The following is a 19889-nucleotide window of genomic DNA, read 5'->3' as shown; positions in this document are numbered from 1 at the left end:
TTATGTAAGCGTTTACTGTATTATAACATTTTTTGACATTCTTGTCAGTAAATCTCCAAATCTTTTTTCATATTATCGAACACAAAAGTCTTACGTAATTTTCCAGAAATATGTAATTCAACAATACCTGAATCATACTCAGCTTTTGCGACATAGAGATTATCGTAAATATCTGCATATGAACGATATGAAAATTCTTGTACGGTTTGCTTACGCTCAATTAATTTGGCAACTTTAGCAACCAAGTCTTTCTTAAGAGTCACTTGATTCCAATCCACCTGATTAACAGCATCAGGGGCATTGTAGCTATTCATGGCACGCTTAACATCCGCTTCCGTGTAATTTCCATCTTCACCTGTTGCAACCATCTTACTACGCTGGAATTCTTGTCCCAATTGCATGAAACACATCCCCTGCATAGTCAGATTGAGGGCATTAGCCAAGTAGATACGTTTTTCAATATCCTCTGGCGAATCATGTGGATGCAAATGGTGCATCAAATCATTCAAATTGTAGTTGTCATGCGCTTCGATATAGTTGAGGACCTGACCAGGCATGAGGTAGTTTACAAAACCACGGCTACCAAGCAGACTCTTGGCAATCTGATCTTCCAATGGAGCTCCAGACACATAGCCATTACTGATGTGCCCATAGACCTCTGCTCCCTTGACCGCATCACGCGCATTGTCATTGAAAAATCCGATTCTAGGCATCAAGGCTGCATTATCCTTCTTGGCCTTTTGGTCTACAGGAAGTCCAATTCCCATATCCCATCCTTCACCATAAAGAAGAATCCTAGGATCAATATCATCCATAGCCGAACGAACGGCTTTCATCGTTTCGACATCATGTAAGCCCATGAGGTCAAAGCGGAAACCATCCACTCCAAATTCTTCTGCCCAATAGGTCAAAGAATCAATCATATACTTACGGTACATTTCCTTTTCACTGGCTGTTTCATTTCCACAGCCTGATCCATCTTGGAAAGACCCATTGTCATGCATACGGTAGTAATAAGCCGGCACAGATAGTTGGAACGGAGAGCTATAAGAAGAGTAAGTATGGTTATATACCACATCCATGATGACCCCAATTCCTGCCTCATGGTAGGCCTGAATCATTCTCTTAAGCTCTAAAATCGGTGCCACAGGATTCTTCTGATCAGCAGCAAACTGACGGTCCGGAACATTGTAATTCTCAGGATCATAGCCCCAGTTGTAGAGAAGCTTACCATCTTTATCATAGGTTTTATGGTGATCAAAGACTGGTTGCAGTTGGACATAGTTGTAACCCATACGTTTGAGGTAATCAAAACCAGTCACATCTCCATGGGCATTTTTAGTTCCTTTCTGACAGGCACCTAGATAGGTTCCTCTATAGGACTTCTTAACCCCAGACGTCTCTAAAATCGAGAAGTCACGTAGGTGCATTTCACAGATAACGGATGAGCAAGCATTTGCCTTACGCCAGCTCGCTTTTTGCTTGGTAACCTTTTCATACCCTCTTGGGACAAGTCGCTGTGGATTGACCACCAAACTTTTTTTATTATCTAAGCTAAGGGCGATACTATAAGGATCTCTCGTATCCTGATAGAAGCTTTCCTCATGATACACACGAAACTGGTAGGCTACCCCATCCAAATCCTTTTTGACAGTGGTACTCCAAACACCGTGAGTATTCATCTCATGACGGTCCTTATTGACACTGGTTCCTCGGCTCATCTTAATGATCTTAGGTTTTTTACTGCCCTTTTTAAAAAGTAAGAGCTGTACACGACGAGCTAGAGGTGACCAAAGGCGAAACTCTGTAGCCCCTTTTTCATACTTATGACCTAACCAACCTTGAAAGCCCCACTTCTGATCAAATTCCTGTCTACGAAGAGCCACATCAAAGGCATGCTGGTCGCGACCTTCAAAACTATGGCTAGTCAAGGCTGCCTGTTTAGAATAATAAACCGTTGGATCACCTTCAACTATCCAAATAGCATTTGGAGCATCCCCTAGGAAACGTCGAACGCGATAATCATGTGTTTGCCTCGACCAGTCTTCCGTTTTTACCAAAAGATTGACAGATTCAATAAAACGATTGGAGGGAGAAGTAACCTGACCAACAAGACCAAAATCATCTTCACGTGAAAAATGGGCTTCTTCGCCCCAATAACCATCTAGCCACTTCCACATACTGTATCTGGAATAGTCGCCATGCATACTATGAAAATGAACGGTTAATAAATTGTCCATTTTTTACTCCTTAGTTTTTATTACTCACTTTTTCTCTTATTATAGCAAAAAACGTTCGTTTTGTAAGCGTTCTTATGGAATATTTTGCAGTTTTTTGGTCTATTTTGAACATAAAAAAAGAATGAGAAAATAAATGGCAAAACACTCATTTTTCTCATTTCTTTTGTCTATTTTAATTCCTTTAAAAACCAGGCTTAAGACTCTTTCCAGATTATTATTCTTGAGTCATCAAAACCTTACGTGGTTTGGTACCTTCAGCTGGTCCGATAACACCTGCTTCTTCCAACTCTTCCATCAAACGAGTAGCACGGTTGAAACCAACCGACAGACGACGTTGAATCATGGAAGCACTTGCTTTTTGTGTTTCAAGGACCAAAGCCTTGGCCTCTTCAAAGAGTGGGTCACCTTCTGAGCTACCACCATTGGCAGAGGAAGCTCCACCAAAATCATTTTCAGAAACTTCACCAGGATCAAAGCTCTCATCATAGTCAGCTGAAGCCTGATCCTTGATAAAGGTCACAATACGTTCCACGTCATCATCAGAGATGAAGGAACCTTGTAGACGAACAGGGTGGTTTTCATCAATCGGTTTGAAAAGCATATCCCCACGTCCGAGTAGCTTTTCTGCCCCATTTTCATCTAAAATGGTACGACTATCTGTTCCCGAAGACACCGCAAAGGCCACACGAGATGGCACATTGGCCTTAATCAAACCGGAGATAACATCAACCGACGGACGTTGAGTGGCGAGAATCATGTGAATTCCCGCAGCACGCGCTTTTTGTCCCAAACGAATGATGGCATCTTCCACTTCCTTACTGGCTACCATCATCAAGTCAGCCAACTCATCAACAATAACCACAATTAATGGCAAGGGAATCTGTTTTTCTTGCGACTGAGCGTTCCAGTCTTCCACCTTGGCATTGTAGCCAGCAATGTTACGCACACCAAACTTACTAAAGAGTTCGTAACGATTTTCCATCTCATCTACCACTTTTTGAAGAGCCTTAGCGGCCTTACGTGGGTTAGTCACCACAGGGATAAGGAGATGAGGAATATCATTGTAAACCGAAAGTTCAACCATCTTAGGATCTACCATGAGGAACTTCACCTGATCAGGACGAGCCTTCATAAGAATACTAGAGATAATACCGTTAACCGCAACCGATTTACCAGAACCCGTAGATCCAGCGACTAGTAAGTGAGGCATCCGACCCAAATCAAAGCTACGAGCCGAACCGTCAACTGCCTTACCGAGAGGAACTTCCAAGAGCTTATTAGGGTCCGTCTTGGACTGTTCCCAAAGTTCTCGGAAAGAAACCGTCGCAATCTCTGAGTTAGGCACTTCGATACCAACCAAAGATTTTCCAGGAATAGGTGCCTCGATACGGACATCTTTCGCAGCTAGAGCTAGAGCCAAGTCATCCGCTAGATTTGAAATGCGGTTAACACGAACCCCAACAGCAGGCTTGACCTCATACTTGGTCACTGACGGTCCAATTTCAGCCCGCTCAACCTTGACATCAATATTGAAACTCTTGAAGGTATCTTCTAAGATTCGAATATTCTTACGAACGATGTTCTTCTCTTTAGATTGACTCTTAGGCTTATCAGGTGCAAAGAGATCTATATGAGGTAATTTATACTGCAGGAGTTCCTTAGGCGTGAAATCAACCTCGACAGGAGCATCATCTCCCTCAACCACCATAGATGGCGGAAACTCCTCGGTTGGCACATCCTCTGGATAAGGTGCATAATCTTCTTGGAAATCCTCATAATCCTCTGGAGGCAGATTATCATAGTAATCCTCAGAGGCATAATCACTGATTTCAGGTTCAGATGCAAAAATCTCAGCTTCTTGTGGCAAGGCCTCTGCGGCATCATCTAAGATTTCTCCCGTCTCCTCGTCGACAGTTAAATCAGCCAGACGCTCGGCCTCGGCACGTTCTTCTGCTTCACGTTCTTTCTGAGCCTGACGTTCTGCCTTCTTCTCCTGACGTTGAGCCGTCCGTTCCAAACGCTTCTCAGCCCCTTTCTGCCAAGCTTCCTTAGCATACTCCATGATATCCAAGACATCCCAAGGGCTAAGAATGAAAGCACCCAAGAGAATAATCAATACCCCAATCATGAAGCTACCGATATTTGAAAAGAGGAAGGAAATCGGTTGGTACAGAAGAGCCCCCAACATACCACCACCCGCAAAACGAGCGACTTGCACACTCACAAGTTCCCCAAAAAGCAAGTCCTTGGTACCAGGGAAAATATCCAGACCGCTCATACGATCTAGACTAAAGAGATAGGCGTGAAACTCCAACAAGAGCCCCGCAAAGACCATCCAAAATCCTGTGACATAGTTACTGTGTTTACGTAACCATTTAAAGCCAAAGAGATAAACATAGATAGCAAAAATTAAAGGGTAAGCCATACTCCCCACAAATACTCGAAAGATATTATAGAGGGTAACCCCAAAGAACCCCAATCGAAAGACTGGGAAAATTAAGACAAAGGCAAAAAAGAAGGTCCATAGCATTCGCTTAATCGCCTTCTGTCTGTCTAATTCTGCTTTTGTAAGACGCTTCTTACCATTCTTAGAAGCCGCCCCTTTTTTCGTTTTTTTCGTTGTAGCCATAGGTGTATTATACCACGTTTTTAGACATGAAAAAAGAGAGACAAGTCTCTCCTTAGTTTGAAGACAAAGTCTTCTTTTGACATTATTCTTCAATTAATGATGTTGAGTGAACCGGACGATTCTTACCGTCTGGATCAATATATTGGATGGCTTGGTTGATAGCGATAGGGGCTTCACCCATTCCCACAGCAATCAAGTCAATCTTACCTTCATATTCTGCTGCATCACCAATAGCATAAACACCCTCTTGTGAAGTTTCAAACTGAGCATTGACCGTAACGCTAGAGCGTTTGAAGTCAACATTCCAGTTACGAAGGTTTTTATTGTTGGTTGAGAAGCCAAAGCTAACAATAAGGGCATCAAGTGGCAATTCCACAACCTCGTCTGACTTCACTTTTTGAACGGTCAAACTTTGGGCAAGACCATTTTCACCCTTGATTTCAAGGGGTACATAAGGCGTCATCACATTAACTGATGATTGATGAAGAAGCTCTACACTATGCTCATGGGCACGAAAGGCATCACGGCGGTGAATCAAGGTCACGCTCTCAGCAATACCATCCAAGTGATTGGCCCAGTCAACAGCTGAATCGCCACCACCAGCAATCACAACCTTCTTGCCAGCAAATTGGTCCAGGCTATGCACATTATAGAACAAGTTATTATCCGCATAATCTTCTTCATTGTCCACACCTAAAGGACGTGGGGCGAAGGCACCATTTCCACAGGCAATGACGATAGCCTTAGACAAGTGTTGACCCTTGCTAGTAGTAATTGTGAAGATGCCATCGGTCTTTTCAAAGGTTTGAACTTCCTCTTTCAAATGAATGCTGACACGATCTTCAAAACGCTTAAGCTGAGTCAAGAGGTTTTCTGTCAATTCCGCACCTGTTGTTTGAGGAAAGGCTGGGATATCGTAGATTTTCTTCTCAGGGTAGAGAATGGCAGGCTGTCCACCAAGTTCTGACAGACTCTCAATAATATTAACAGTCATGCCACGTAGACCGGCATAAAAGGCAGCCCAAAGTCCTACTGGTCCACCACCAATAATGGTAATATCATAAATCTTTTCTTCTGACATTTTATTTTCCTTCTGCTTTTATCTCTTCTAAAATCTGACGTTCTTCATCCGTAAAATCATAGTTTTCCAAAAGATCTGGTCGACGCTCCCAGGTCTTACGCAAACTCTGTTCCATACGCCAACGTCGAATATTGACATGGTGACCTGACAAGAGCACATCTGGCACCTTCATGCCACGAAACTCAGCTGGGCGAGTGTACTGTGGAAATTCCAAAAGCCCTGATGAGAAACTATCATCCTTATGACTAGCTTCCTTACCTAAAACCTCAGGAATCAAACGGACAGTGGCATCTACAATAGTCATAGCAGCCAGCTCTCCCCCAGTCAGGACAAAGTCTCCCAAGGAAATCTCGTCTGTCACCAAAGTTTTGATGCGCTCATCATAGCCCTCATAATGGCCACAGATAAAGACCAGTTCCTCTTCTTGCGCCAATTCTTCTGCATAGGCCTGATCAAAGGTACGCCCCGCAGGATCTAAGAGAATAACACGAGGCTTAGTGACGTTTAGCTTGTCAAAGGTATCAAAAATTGGCTGGGCACGAAGCAACATGCCTTGTCCGCCACCGTATGGTTCGTCATCTACATGACGAGCCTTTTCCGCATTTTCACGAAAATTGTGATAGTTGATTTCTAGAAGCCCCTTATCCTTTGCCTTACCAACAATGGAATGCTCTAAGGGAGCAAACATATCTGGAAATAGGGTCAAGATATCAATCTTCATCGTCTAATCCTTCCATGAGCTCAACCTCAATACGACCAGCCGCAACATCAACATCAAGAACTACAGGTGGGATATATGGCAAGAGCAAATCTTTCTTGCCTTTACGTTTTACTACCCAAACATCATTAGCACCCGGTTGGAGAATCTCTTTGACCTGACCAATCAAAGTATCACCTTCATAAACATCAAGGCCAATGATCTCATGATAGTAAAATTCCCCGTCATCAAGGTCTGTTAGATTTTCCTCAGCAATCTTAAGACTGCAGCCTTTATACTTCTCTACATCATTGATATGGTAAAGCCCTTTAAACTTAACGATATCAAAGTTCTTATGCTTACGGTGACTCGCAATCTCGACATCCATGATGTAATTATCTTTGTCATCAAAAAGGGCTAGGACACTCTTCTTCTTAAAACGTTCATCCGCAAAATCTGTTACAGACAAAACACGAAGTTCGCCCTGCAAGCCCTGTGTATTTACAATCTTTCCAACGTTATAGTATGTCATTGCATTTCCTTATTATCTGTTTTCTTATTCAAATAAAACCACGACTCGACCAAGGGCTTATCATCATCTGATAACCATCACAAAACAAAGGTTTTTCTTCGGGTCGTGGTCTCGTTATTTATGATTTTAAAGTGGTATAAAATGTCTGACCTAGGCCAGTCAACCCCTCTATTTTATCAAAAAGGACACAAAAAAACCAGCTTTCTCTAGCTGGTACTTATAGTCCGTACGGGATTCGAACCCGTGTTACCGCCGTGAAAAGGCGGTGTCTTAACCCCTTGACCAACGGACCATAATCTGTGTCTCTACCCTCAGGTAGAACTGGGGTAGCTGGATTCGAACCAACGCATGAGGGAGTCAAAGTCCCTTGCCTTACCGCTTGGCTATACCCCAAAAGACTCTTATTATTCTACAGAAAAACTAGTAGGCTGTCAACACTTTTTTAAACTTTTTTCAAAAAAAGCAACCGGAAATACCGATTGCTAGGAGTTAGGAGATTTCATCATCTAAGCGAACTTAGATAGATGATATGAGGTCGCTTCAACCTCATATGAAAAAAGAAAAGTTTTAGGATGGTTTAATTATATGTTTTGCTAGAAATAAAGTCAAAGAATTTGACTCGCAAAATCCGAGTTAAGGTTAAGAGTTATGAGAACCCTCTCTAGCCCCTAGATAACAAGCTTAGTTGATAGCTTTATTCATCATCCTGCGAAACCAAATGATGTCTAAAGGCATAAACGACTGCCTGAGTACGGTCATCAACATTGAGTTTTCCAAGGATATTAGACACGTGAGTTTTAACGGTTTTCAATGAAATAAATAGCTCATTAGCAATAGTTTGATTGTCATACCCCTTAGCCAAAAGGGCCAAGATATCACGTTCACGTGCCGTCAAGTCATCGTGTAGGTCCGGATGGCTATCATGGTATTTAATCTTATTGTCCACCTCAGTTTCGATAGCTTCTTCACCACGGTAAACCTTACGGATACTATTAAGAATCTCTGCCGCACTGCTGGTTTTAAGCATATAGCCTTTAGCACCAGCTTCAATGACTGGATAAATTTTTTCATTGTCCAAATAGCTAGTCAAAACCAAAATCTTGGCTTCAGGCCATTCTTTGAGCAATTCCAAAGTCGCTTGAACACCATCCAATTCAGGCATAACAAGGTCCATAACGACGACATCCGGACGCAGTTCCAAGGCAAGATCGACACCCTCTCGACCATTCCCTGCCTCCCCAACTACTTCTACATCTCCTTGGAGATTCAAGAAACTCTTAAGGCCCAAACGGACCATCTCATGGTCATCGACCAAAATCACATTAATCTTATTCGACATTGTCTTCTCCTCTTAATATCGGCACACGGACATCAATAGACGTCCCCTTACCTTTAGCAGATAGGAACTGCACAGTTCCTGCCATTTCATCGACTCGCTCTTGGATATTTTTCAGGCCATAACTCATCTCGTCAGTCGACGCATTTAAATCATAACCAACACCATTATCCAACATTTTCAATTGAATTTCCTGACTATTTTGATAGAGATAAACCTCTATCTGGCTAGCCTTGGCGTGTTTAAGGGTATTAGAGATAAACTCTTGGGCAATCCTAAAGAGATTATTTTCAATACGCTTGGGCACTTTCTTAACCATATCCTTGTAGACGACATGGATATTGGATTTATCGGTTAATTCCTTAAGGATCATCTGCAAGCCTTCTTGCAAGGTCTTGTTCTCAAGCTCTGTCGGGCGAAGATGCAAAAGCAAGACACGCATATCATTTTGAGCGTCCGTCAGCATAGCCTCAACCGCCTGGATTTGATTATGCAAATCTTCCTTACTTAGCTGATCCGCCATCTGAGATACACCAGATAAGATCATACTAGCCGCAAAAAGTTCCTGACTAACGGTATCGTGAAGGTCCCGAGCAATACGACCTCTCTCCTTCTTGATAATATCACGACTTTGTAGAGCTTGGGCATTCTCAGTTTTCTGCAAATCCTTAGTCAATTTACGCATCTTATGAGACAAGCGCATCATATTCTTGTCTAACTCAATATCTCCCTGACGTTTGACTGGTTGATTATTGATAATGCGGCGCAAATCCTGATTGACTGAACGCATACTGTTATCATTGGCAATGGCCCAAAGAATATAAAGCAAAATGAGCAAACTCAGAACCACAAAAACCATGTTAAAAAGGAAGTGGAAGGCCTGAGACAGATTGCCGAAAACCAGTGAAAAGTTGAGGTTAAAGCTATCCATCACTACAAGAGTAACTCCAACCAAAACAACAACCGAGTAAATCAGGATTAAAAATAGGTACTGTTTCTTCATTTGCGACGTACCTCCACTGGTCCAGCTCCCACATTGAGAATCAATTTAACCGTCCGATGAGCATGCTCATACTCCGCCCCCTGCAAGGTCAAGCTTTCATAACGGAGGTCGTATTCATCTTCATTAAAGAAGGTGACAGAGCTATAGATTGCCGATATGTTGAGTTTAACGGAAACATCAATTGGTACCAAGATAGTCGTCGGTCCATACAGTTTCTGCAAAATCACGACATTATCTCGCCCCGAAACAATAACCTGAGTCAAATCAATCACATCTGTCCCAAAGAAACGGATGATATTGATATCATCAAAGTCATAACGATCACTGACAGGTTCCATACGAGTCCCAATCCACTGATTTCGGACAGCCCGAGGATTCAAATTATCTTCTTTGAATTGAATGAGGGCATAGCGATTCTTTTTCTTAACCTGTGAGAAATGGTTTATCATGACATAGGCCACACCCACTAGGATAGCAAGTACCACATAGATATTCCACATGGAAACCAGAAAAAGTGAGATCAAACTGATGGTCAAGACAAAGTCACTCTTGGACTCCTTGTTAAAAAAGCGAACGGCCAACAAGGTCAAGACCAGAATGAAAATAAAACTGGTAATATCATTATTAAAGATGGTGATCAGACCCAGAGTCAAAAGCAGGGCTTCCACCACTAAGAAAAAATTAAATTTGGTCATAAGGACCTCTCAAATAAAAGTATACAGGCTTCATTCTATCAAATTTTAAGGCAATTGACAAAAGGACCCAGTTTGAGCACCGACTAAGCAAGATAGAAAAGGAGCCGCAGAAAGCAAAAAAAGTGCCTCCATTAAAGGAAACACCGTCTTTCATTCAAAAATCTTAATCGTCAGTTTCGTCCATTTTGCTATTTATGAGTTGCACCGTACTTCTGATTTCCTCCAGTATGACACGCTGCTCTGCCAACTCCTTCTCAATCTCAGCCAATTTTCTTTCAGTCTGACGACCTGACCGCACAAAAATATTATTGAGAGAGCTTGTTAACAACCCCAGAGTGGCAATCCCACTAAACATAAGGACGACCGCAACGGCCTTACCTACCAATGTTCGAGGAACGATATCGCCATAACCTACCGTAGTAACCGTTGCTACAGACCACCAAATAGCATCAATAAAATTATGGTGCTCTACTCGGGCAATAACGGCACTACTGATAAGGATGATAATACTATTAACCGAAAGTAGAAAATAAAAGCCATTTCTGCGATTAATGCGATTGGAAATGTGCTTGAGCTTGCTACTCAAACCAATTAAGCGTGAGAGTTTGGCCAATCTGGCAAAGCGTCCCACCCTTGAAAAACGGAGGAAAGTAAAGACTTCATTGTAGGGAATAATAGCCAACAAGTCTAATACATGCGTTTTAACAAAAATTCGCTTACGAGGTGCCAGGGAGAAACGAATCGCATAATCAATGGCAAAGATGAGCGTTATAGACTGATCTATCACTCTGAAAGGTCGCCTTCCAATTGAAATTAAGCCAACTAAATCAAAGATAACCAAACCTATGGAAATCAGGGCCAGGACCGTCATGACGATATCGTAGGTAATGATATACCTTCTCAGTTTTCTACGGTTTCTCATAGCGTCTCTCCTATATGTGATGTCTTCATTATAAAAGAATCTCTGACCCCTGGCAAGCAGGCCTTTTAAGCTATTGACAAGAACTCTAGATAAGAAAAAAGAGAGATTGAAGAACCTCTCTTTATTATGTCTCAATTATTAAAAACTATTGTTGGTCTGTGTGAGTAGCCTCTGTCGGTGTTTCAGTACTAGAGCTTGTGCTTTCAGTACTTGAGCTCGTCGATGACGAATGTGTCGTACTGCTTGAGCTTGACTGTAGGCTTGAACTTGCTGTTGCAACCGAAACATAGAGAATCACTGTACCATCAACACTTGTACCAGCTTGTGGATCTTGATAAAGGACCTCTGTACTGCTAGGAACCTTATCCTTGTCTAACTTAGCACCAGTATTATAGTCATGATACTCGATGCTACTACTTGAGATACTCTTACGATTCAAGGTTTGAACCGCTGTTGAAACCGTCAAACCAGTCACATCAGGCATGGTAACTGTCTTAGGAGTTGCCACACGGAACTTAATCTTGGCCTTACTATCCTTAGGATTGAAAGACTTGTTTTTACCTGGACTTTGAGATAGGATTTCTCCCTCTTCAGCACTGTCGTCTTCGACATGCTGAATATCAATTTGGTCCTCAGAAACGCCATAATTCGAAGTTAAATCCTCAATGGCATCCTTATAATTTTTACCTTTGTAGTCTTTCAAAGCGAAACCTTTACTACCAGAAGAAACATAGATATCAATGCTTGATCCTTCTTTTCGTGTGGTTCCAGCTGTAGGATCAGTCTTTACGACCTTGCCTGTATCGACAGAGTCATCTTCCACTTCCTTAACTTCACCTACCTTAAATCCAGCACCCTCAATTTTAGTCTGAGCTGTGGACAACTCTTGACCGACCACGTTAGGCACCTGAGTACTATCAGGGTTGGTAAATACCAAATAGGCAAAAATGATAATCCCGATAAAGACCAACCCCAGGAATACCTTGAGTGATGTCGAGAAAAAGCTTTTCTTTTTTTTCTTCTTTTTATTCTTAGCTAGTGTTGAATTTTTCCTTGGTTGCTTACTTACAGCTTGTTTTGACTCTGATGACTTGGCAGTTGCCTTTTTCTCAGAGCTTACTGACGGAACTGGAGTAACCTTAGGCAAAGTCTTAGTATCCGTCATGTCATCAAAGACTACCTTCGCATCACGGCTATGGCTAGGATATAAGCTAGTTACTAAATCTCGGCTCATTTCCAAAGTACTGTTATAACGATTTTCAAGCTTTTTAGCTGTCGCTCGAATAACCACATTTTCCAATGCCTGAGGAACATTATGATTCTCAGCCAAGATTGATGGTAATGGTTTTTGGAAATGCTGAAGAGCGATGGTAACTGCACTATCACCATCATATGGAATACGCCCTGTCAACATTTCAAAGAGCATGATACCCATAGCATAGATATCACTTTGGATAGTTGCTTTAGATCCACGCGCCTGCTCTGGTGAGAGGTAGTGGACAGAACCCAACATAGAATTGGTTTGAGTCAAACTAGTCTCTGCAAAGGCAACCGCAATCCCGAAGTCTGTAACTTTGGCCCTACCGTCCTTAGTTAAAAGAACGTTTTGTGGCTTAAGGTCACGGTGGATAATACCCTTTTGATGGGCAAGAGTCATGGCAGAAAGAATCTCTCCCATAATACGCACAACATCTTGGTTAGAAAGTGGTGCATGGTCTTGAATATATTTCTTCAAGTCCGAACCATCCACGTACTCCATCACCAAGAACTGCTGGCCGTCTTCTTCGCCAATGTCTCGGATTGCAACGATATTGGGATGACTGAGTTCTGCCATGGCACGTGCTTCACGCTGGAAACGTGCCACAGCTACCTGATCGGTTTGATAATTAGTACGAAGCACCTTAATGGCCACTTTCTCATTATCCAAGATCAGGTCATTAGCCAGATAAACATCCGCCATACCACCACGTCCGATAGCTTTAAGGATTCGATAACGTCCAGCAAACAATTTGCCAACTTGGATCATTATCCTTCCTCACTTTCTACTTTAACGAGGGCAACGGTAATATTGTCAAGACCACCTGCCTCATTAGCAGCGGCTACTAGACGACTGGTTTTTTCTTCAAGGAAACCAGGACTGTTAACAATATGAACAATCTGTTCGGTTGAAATCATGTTAGTTAGGCCGTCTGAATTAGCCAGAATATAGTCTCCTGGTTCCAATTGTTGGACACCAAGATCAGCTTCAATTGGAGCGGCCTGCCCTACAGATTGTGTAATAATATTACGTTGTGGATGAACAGCTGCTTCCTCTTTTGTCAATTGACCAGCCTTAATCAGAGCATTGACCAAAGAGTGGTCATTCGTCAATTGCTTATACTCACCATTACGGATAAGGGCAATACGTGAATCCCCAACATGAGCAAAAATCACAGCGTTATCAACAAAGGCAAGAACCTCAATAGTTGTTCCCATTCCCTTATATTCTTCGTTTTGGCCAAGTTCATAGATTTTACGATTTTCTGCATCAATGGCAGCAATCATCCAATCACGAATTTGACTCAACTCACGAAAATCAGTGTTAATCCAGTCACGACCAAGGTCAGTCACTGACATCTCACTGGCAATATTTCCAGCACGGTGTCCACCCATTCCATCTGCAACAACGACAAGGGTAACACCAGCTTGGTTGACAAATTTATTAACAAAATCTTGGTTGTTTGACCGTTTTTGGCCAATGTCCGTTAATAATGATATTTCCATAGTTTTCTTTCTGACTTGCGTCAGCATTTCCTCCTCTGTAACCCTAAGCTTTTTTACGCAACTGTGCGATGAAAAAACCATCAGTTAGATACTGTTCGGGGGTAATTGCCAAACAGCCATTGACCACGATGTCTTTACATGGATGGTCTAAGGCAACTTGCTCAAAATCAGGATGGCTCTCAAGAAAGGCTTGAATCACCTCTTGATTTTCTTCTGCTATGATGGTGCAAGTACTATATGTTATTATACCACCTTTTCGTAGGGTTTGACAAACGCTGGATAGGATATCCAACTGCACAGCCTTAAGGGACTCAAAGTCTTGGAGGTCCTTGTTATATTTGATGTCGGGTTTCCGACGAATGAGTCCAATCCCTGAACAAGGAGCATCCACTAAAATCTTGTCAAAACTATCAGCCGGAAAGACTTGATGTACCTGACTAGCATCCAGTTTCTGTGTCTTAACCTTATCAGCTAGGCCAAGACGTTGGGCATTTTCTTCGATAAGGGCAAGCTTATGATCATAGAGGTCAAGCGCCGTCACATGTCCACTCGTCAAATAAGAGGCCATATGTACCGTCTTACCACCAGGTGCCGCACAGGCATCCAGGATTTCTTCCTCACCTAGAATCCCTAAAGTTGGTGCAACCAGTTGACTGGTCTCATCCTGAATGGTCAATAATCCCTCTTTAAAATAATCTGTCCCAGCAAAGTAACCTGAAGACTTAACAAGCCCGACTGGTGATAGGACTGAACGCTCAGCCCCAGTAGCCTCCTCTATCTCTTTCAAACGTGACGCATCCGTTACACGCACACTAGCCTTGTTTCTCACAAAGAGGCTTTGGAAAATAGCAAGGGCACGGTCTTCCCCGTACTGGTCGATAAGTTTTTTAACCAACCATACAGGTAGAGAATACTGAACAGAATAGCGTTTATTGACACGTTTAATCTGGCTTGGATCTGGCAAAGGGTGGCTAGATAGTTTACGAAGAACCGCATTTACCAGCTTCTCAGCACCCTTTTTATTGCCACGATTTTTAGCAATAGAAACGGCATCATTAACTACCGCATGGGCTGGAATCTTATCTAAATAGACCAACTGATAAAGGCTCAAAAGTAATAAGTCATAAACCCAAGGTTCAAGCTTATCACGGTCCTCAATAACATGGGCTAGAATCCACTCCAAAGTAATCTTACGAGCCACGGTCCCATAGACAATTTCCGTCACCAAGGCCTTGTCCTTATCTGTCAGCTGTGACTTGCTCAGATGTGCATTGAGAGCAATATTTGAGTAAGCCCCTTCCTGAAAGACTTCTTCTAAGACTTCAAGTGCCTGTCCACGAGCTGTTTTTTTCCAATCATTGGCCAAATGCATCACCTACTTCAAGATTGCGTCCGACCCCATTAAGGAAATCAGCAATAGCCATACGAGGTTTTCCTGCAGGTTGAACTGTCTTAAGCGAAATGGCTCCTTGACCAGTCGCAACTACCAAACTCTTCTTGGTTTTTTCAATAATATGACCAGCCTGTCCTTGACCTTCTGCCAAGTCCGCCTCATAAATTTTGAAACGTTTGCCATCAAGCAAGGTATGGGCCACAGGCCATGGGTACATACCACGGATTTGATTGAAGATGTCACGAGCCGGCTTATTCCAATCAAGACGCTCCTCTTCTGGGCTAATATTTGGCGAAAACGTTACTTGACTGGCATCTTGAGGAACAGGTTTGATTTTTCCAGCGATATAGGCAGGCAAGGTTTCAAGCAAGAGGTCACGACCCAAGACTGCCAATTTTTCAAACATAGTACCAACATTATCCTCGTCAAGAATTGGCAAGGCCTTTTGGCTAACCATGTCACCAGCATCCATTTCCTTGACCATTTCCATAATGGTCACACCTGCTTCTGCATCACCATTGATAATGGCATAATGAATAGGTGCTCCACCACGGTATTTGGGCAGGAGTGAAGCGTGGACATTCACTGCAAAATCCATGCTATCAAGCAACTTACTTGGCAAGAATTGTCCATAAGCCGCAGTAACAATACCATCAGCACCAAGTGACATAAGTTGCGCCATTTCTTCAGAACCTGACAATTTTTCAGGTTGATAAATTGGCAAGTCATGCGCCAAGGCTACTTCCTTGACCGGTGTCATGCGGATTTCTTTTTTACGGCCGACAGCACGGTCTGGTTGCGTCACCACAGCGACAATATCATAACGCTCATCGGTCAAAAGTCCTTCCAGCACTGTCGCTGAAAAGGCAGGCGTTCCCATAAATACTAATTTTGTCATATTCTTCCTTTTCTAGATTAGGTAAAATTCTGAGGTTCGTGATCAATAATCAAACGCAGGTCCTTGTTTTCAGGTTCCTGAGTCATGTCAAGGACCCTATTAAGCGTTTCTTCCAAGTTATCCTCAAAACGGTATTTGATAATAATCTGATAATGATAAAGGTTATGTGTTCGGGCAATCGGCTTAGGCGTAGGCCCTAGGAAGGTCACCTTGTCTGACAGGTGCTCTCTTAAATAAGCCATAACCTCATAGCTCTTGCGAACCACAAACTCTTCATCCTTGTGAGAAAGCGTAATTCCTACCGTATAGAAATAGGGCGGATAGGCCAACTGACGGCGAATCCCCATCTCATAGGCATAGAAACCTTCATAATCCTGTTGCTGCGCAAATCGAATGGCATAATGACTAGGATTATAGGTTTGAATAATAACTTCCCCTTCCTTGTCAGCACGACCAGCACGACCAGCCACCTGAGTCAACAGTTGGAAGGTACGTTCAGCTGAACGAAAATCTGGTAAATTTAGCGACGTATCTGCATTCAAGACCCCTACCAAGGTAACATTTGGAAAATCCAAGCCCTTGGCAATCATCTGGGTTCCGAGCAAAATGTCGGCCTTACCACTTCCAAAGGCCTCCAAGAGTTTCTCGTGAGCCCCTTTCTTACGTGTCGTATCAACATCCATACGAATCACTTTGGCTTCTGGCAAAAGTTCCGTCAATTGGTCATAAGCCTTCTGTGTCCCAGTCCCATAATAGCGAATCTGACGGCTCTGACAGTTAGGACAGACATGTGGTATTGCTTTTTGAAAATCACAATAGTGGCAATTCATGGTCTTAGTATCCATGTGCAAGGTCAATGAAATATCACAGTTGGGACAATCATCCACATAGCCACAGTCACGACACATGACAAAAGAGGAATAGCCACGACGGTTCAACATTAGCACGACTTGTTCCTTACGTGCCAAGCGTTCTCGGATTTTCTCTAAGAGAGGTGGCGTAAAATCACTAGCCTCTTGACGGCCCACAAAATCCTTAAAGTCCACCACTTCCACCTGAGGAATTTTGGCATTAGGATTAGCCCTCTGAGTCAACTCAAGAAAATGGTAAACCCCTTTCTGAGCTCTCGCCCGAGTCTCAATAGAAGGTGTTGCTGAACCAAGAACAAGCACGGCTCCATGACTCTTAGCCCTAAGCAAGGCCACATCTCTAGCATGGTAGCGAGGATTGGATTCTTGTTTATAAGTAGCCTCATGTTCCTCATCGATAATGATAGCTCCGATATTGTCCAAGGGAGCGAAGATCGCCGAACGTGCTCCTACCACAACCTTGGCCTGGCCAGATCTAACCTTACGCCACTCGTCAAATTTCTCACCGTCTGACAAGCCTGAATGCATGATGGCCACCAAGTCACCAAACCGTGAAATGAAACGATTGGTCATTTGGGGCGTCAGGGAAATCTCTGGTACCAAGACAATAGCCGTTTTCCCCATAGCCAAGGTCCTCTCGATAAGATGCAGATAGACCTCTGTCTTACCTGATCCCGTTACCCCTTCCAATAAGAAAGGTTTGCCACCTTGTCCGATTTGGCACGTCATTTCTTCAACAGCATGTGCCTGTTGAGCATTAAGCTCAAGAAAATCCGTCTTTTCTACCTTTTCAAAGTAGCTGTCGGCACGATTGACCTCAACTTCAGTGATGACCAAGGCACCAGCTTCAATGAAAAACTTAACCACATCTCGTGAAAAAAGCTTGTGGAGGTCTGCCACCTTCCCTGGCTCGCTCTTCTCGAGCAAGAAGTCTTGCATCTCCAAACGCCTCTTAGCCCGTTGCGAAATAGCCAAAGTCTCAAGAATGCCCTTTTGAACACTATAGTGCTTCTCAGTCTTAATGTTCTGCTTATCCTTAGCAAGGTAATCAACCGTTACACGCCCAGACTGGACCAGACGAGGAATGGCTTGACGCTGCTCCTCTGACAACTGCGAGAAAAGAACATGATCCTGCCCCTGAAGAAAAGTCTGTTTATCCTCTTCATCCAGTTTATCAGTCGCCATGATAACCTTATCGTACTGGGAATTAAGGAGACCAGGTAGCATTGACTTCAAGATGGAAATCTTATAGGAAAAGACCGTATGTCGCATCTGATCAGCCAAATCCAGTTGATCCTGATTAAGGACTGGCTCATAATCTAAAAGCTCAGCGATAGGTTTTAATTCAGGAAAGTCTCTCAAGTTCTCCTGCTCTTCTAAACCAATAACAAAGCCTTGCAATAGACGATTTCCTTTACCGAAAGGTACATGCACTCGCATACCAATGGCAATTTGACCTTGCATAGCTTCAGGGATAAGGTAACTATAAGGTCTGTCCGTCTGCATCAGAGGAACGTCTACAATAATTTGTGCTACTAAAACCATAAATTTCCTCCTGTCACTTCCTTAAGACCAGTATCTTTCAAGCTCAAGAAAAGCTGAGCTCTTGATTATCATCATAAAGAAGGAAGCTGAGACACTATGCCTCAGCTCCCCCTCTCCTCATAAACCAAAGCATGACTTTGATTTTAGATTTTATCGCCTTCTTCTTTTTCTTTAGCGATTTGTTCTTTGATTTTACGTTCTTCTTCCTCAGCAGCAAGACGTGCTTGGATAACTTTCAAACGTGCCAATTCACGTTTAGATTCTGGATCTGGGTGAATAGTCACATTACCAGTTTCAATTTCTTCAAGGGCTTGAAGGGTTGGTTTTACTGACGTAAACTCTTGAGTTGGTTCAGCACCAGCAGCCAATTCATGGGCACGTTTTGCTTGCAAAATAACCAATGAATATTTTGAAGGCACTTTATCCAAAAGTTTGTCAATAGAGGGTTTCAACATCATAATCTATACCTATTTCTAATTTATTTATCTGATAATTTCTTTTCTGAAATCATATTACGATAGCGGCCAATCACACGGTCAACACGGAAGTGTTCTGCTTCAATAACACGTTTGACACGTTCAGCAGCCAAAGGCACTTCGTCATTAACAATGGCATAATCGTATTCGCTCATGAGAGCAATTTCTTCACGCGCACGCTCGATTCGTTGAGCAATAACTTCCTCAGAATCTGTCCCACGACCAACCAAACGCTCTTGAAGCTCGTTTAAGTCTGGTGGTGTCAAAAAGATGAAGACAGCATCTGGGACCTTTTTCTTAACCTGAAGGGCCCCTTGAACCTCGATTTCAAGGAATACATCAATACCTTTATCCAAGGTTTCATTAACATAAGTCAAAGGTGTTCCGTAGTAGTTACCCACATATTCAGCATATTCCAACATTTGACCATTACGAATAAGCTCTTCAAATTCCTCACGCGAACGGAAGAAATAATCCTTCCCATCAACTTCACCAGGACGTTGAGCACGCGTGGTCATTGATACTGAGTATTCAAATTTGTGGTCAGGTGTTGAAAAAATCTCCTGACGAACAGTTCCTTTTCCGACACCAGAAGGCCCTGAAAAAACAATCAAAAGTCCACGTTCAGACATGTCTTCTCCTTAAACTAAGATTAAAAATCTTCTTATGACTCACCTTAAAAAAGAGAAAGCAATCATCTCTTTTTACGGCTTAGGGGTTGTTCAGTGATTAAGTTACAGCTCACTTTTCAGAGCATGCGTTTTTCCTTACTATTTTACCAATAAAAGTGACTTTTTTCAAGGTGAGGAC

General features: G+C 42.7%; 16 protein-coding genes and 2 tRNA genes. All 18 read right to left on the bottom strand.

The genetic code is table 11. From position 1 onward, the window contains the following. Positions 1-44 precede the first annotated feature (44 nt). The gene (gene pulA, locus NST80_RS02965; protein WP_002886868.1) at positions 45-2240 is read right to left on the bottom strand and encodes a type I pullulanase; all 2196 of its coding nucleotides are present in this window, start codon (positions 2238-2240) and stop codon (positions 45-47) included. Between the two features lie 214 nt (positions 2241-2454). After that, positions 2455-4869 (bottom strand): DNA translocase FtsK, encoded by a 2415-nt coding sequence (locus NST80_RS02960; protein ID WP_014632834.1) that lies wholly within the window; start codon positions 4867-4869, stop codon positions 2455-2457. An 82-nt stretch (positions 4870-4951) separates the two neighbouring features. After that, entirely contained in the window at positions 4952-5950 is a 999-nt protein-coding gene (locus tag NST80_RS02955; RefSeq protein ID WP_002886866.1) for an NAD(P)/FAD-dependent oxidoreductase, read from the bottom strand. Between the two features lies 1 nt (position 5951). Next, entirely contained in the window at positions 5952-6671 is a 720-nt protein-coding gene (gene trmD, locus NST80_RS02950; protein WP_002886864.1) for a tRNA (guanosine(37)-N1)-methyltransferase TrmD, read from the bottom strand. Further along, a complete protein-coding gene (gene rimM / locus NST80_RS02945) occupies positions 6661-7179 on the bottom strand; it encodes a ribosome maturation factor RimM (protein ID WP_002884411.1) in 519 nt (172 codons plus the stop codon). Before rimM ends, trmD begins: the two co-directional genes overlap by 11 nt. A gap of 220 nt (positions 7180-7399) precedes the next feature. Then, positions 7400-7471 (bottom strand) — tRNA-Glu (locus tag NST80_RS02940). 29 nt (positions 7472-7500) lie between these two features. Then, positions 7501-7572 (bottom strand) — tRNA-Gln (locus NST80_RS02935). A gap of 301 nt (positions 7573-7873) precedes the next feature. Beyond that, positions 7874-8518, bottom strand: a complete 645-nt coding sequence (locus tag NST80_RS02930) for a response regulator transcription factor (protein ID WP_002884791.1) — start codon at positions 8516-8518, stop codon at positions 7874-7876. Further along, complete coding sequence (locus NST80_RS02925) at positions 8508-9518, bottom strand: sensor histidine kinase (protein WP_013990239.1); 1011 nt, start codon at positions 9516-9518, stop codon at positions 8508-8510. The genes NST80_RS02930 and NST80_RS02925 overlap by 11 nt, the downstream gene beginning before the upstream one ends. Further along, on the bottom strand, positions 9515-10213 hold the full coding sequence (gene liaF, locus NST80_RS02920) for a cell wall-active antibiotics response protein LiaF (RefSeq protein ID WP_002886862.1): 699 nt from the start codon (positions 10211-10213) through the stop codon (positions 9515-9517). Before liaF ends, NST80_RS02925 begins: the two co-directional genes overlap by 4 nt. A gap of 163 nt (positions 10214-10376) precedes the next feature. Continuing rightward, positions 10377-11135, bottom strand: coding sequence for a potassium channel family protein (locus NST80_RS02915; RefSeq protein ID WP_002886861.1), 759 nt, complete (start codon positions 11133-11135; stop codon positions 10377-10379). A gap of 145 nt (positions 11136-11280) precedes the next feature. Further along, on the bottom strand, positions 11281-13161 hold the full coding sequence (gene pknB, locus NST80_RS02910) for a Stk1 family PASTA domain-containing Ser/Thr kinase (RefSeq protein WP_002886860.1): 1881 nt from the start codon (positions 13159-13161) through the stop codon (positions 11281-11283). After that, the gene (locus NST80_RS02905; RefSeq protein WP_002886859.1) at positions 13161-13898 is read right to left on the bottom strand and encodes a Stp1/IreP family PP2C-type Ser/Thr phosphatase; all 738 of its coding nucleotides are present in this window, start codon (positions 13896-13898) and stop codon (positions 13161-13163) included. Before NST80_RS02905 ends, pknB begins: the two co-directional genes overlap by 1 nt. A 43-nt stretch (positions 13899-13941) precedes the next feature. Further along, the gene (gene rsmB / locus NST80_RS02900) at positions 13942-15264 is read right to left on the bottom strand and encodes a 16S rRNA (cytosine(967)-C(5))-methyltransferase RsmB (protein ID WP_002886858.1); all 1323 of its coding nucleotides are present in this window, start codon (positions 15262-15264) and stop codon (positions 13942-13944) included. Then, the gene (gene fmt / locus NST80_RS02895) at positions 15254-16189 is read right to left on the bottom strand and encodes a methionyl-tRNA formyltransferase (protein ID WP_045772233.1); all 936 of its coding nucleotides are present in this window, start codon (positions 16187-16189) and stop codon (positions 15254-15256) included. Before fmt ends, rsmB begins: the two co-directional genes overlap by 11 nt. A gap of 17 nt (positions 16190-16206) precedes the next feature. Beyond that, positions 16207-18603: a primosomal protein N' gene (locus tag NST80_RS02890; protein ID WP_045772232.1), complete on the bottom strand. Its 2397-nt coding sequence runs from the start codon at positions 18601-18603 to the stop codon at positions 16207-16209. Positions 18604-18746: 143 nt separating this feature from the next. Continuing rightward, the gene (rpoZ, locus tag NST80_RS02885) at positions 18747-19061 is read right to left on the bottom strand and encodes a DNA-directed RNA polymerase subunit omega (protein ID WP_013990232.1); all 315 of its coding nucleotides are present in this window, start codon (positions 19059-19061) and stop codon (positions 18747-18749) included. Positions 19062-19081: 20 nt separating this feature from the next. After that, positions 19082-19711 (bottom strand): guanylate kinase, encoded by a 630-nt coding sequence (gene gmk, locus NST80_RS02880; RefSeq protein WP_002884259.1) that lies wholly within the window; start codon positions 19709-19711, stop codon positions 19082-19084. Positions 19712-19889 lie beyond the last annotated feature (178 nt).

Origin of the sequence: Streptococcus sp. FSL K6-1323 (assembly GCF_038630745.1) — a bacterium.
GTDB classification, from domain to species: domain Bacteria; phylum Bacillota; class Bacilli; order Lactobacillales; family Streptococcaceae; genus Streptococcus; species Streptococcus salivarius_D.
This window is presented reverse-complemented; position numbering and strand designations above follow the sequence as displayed.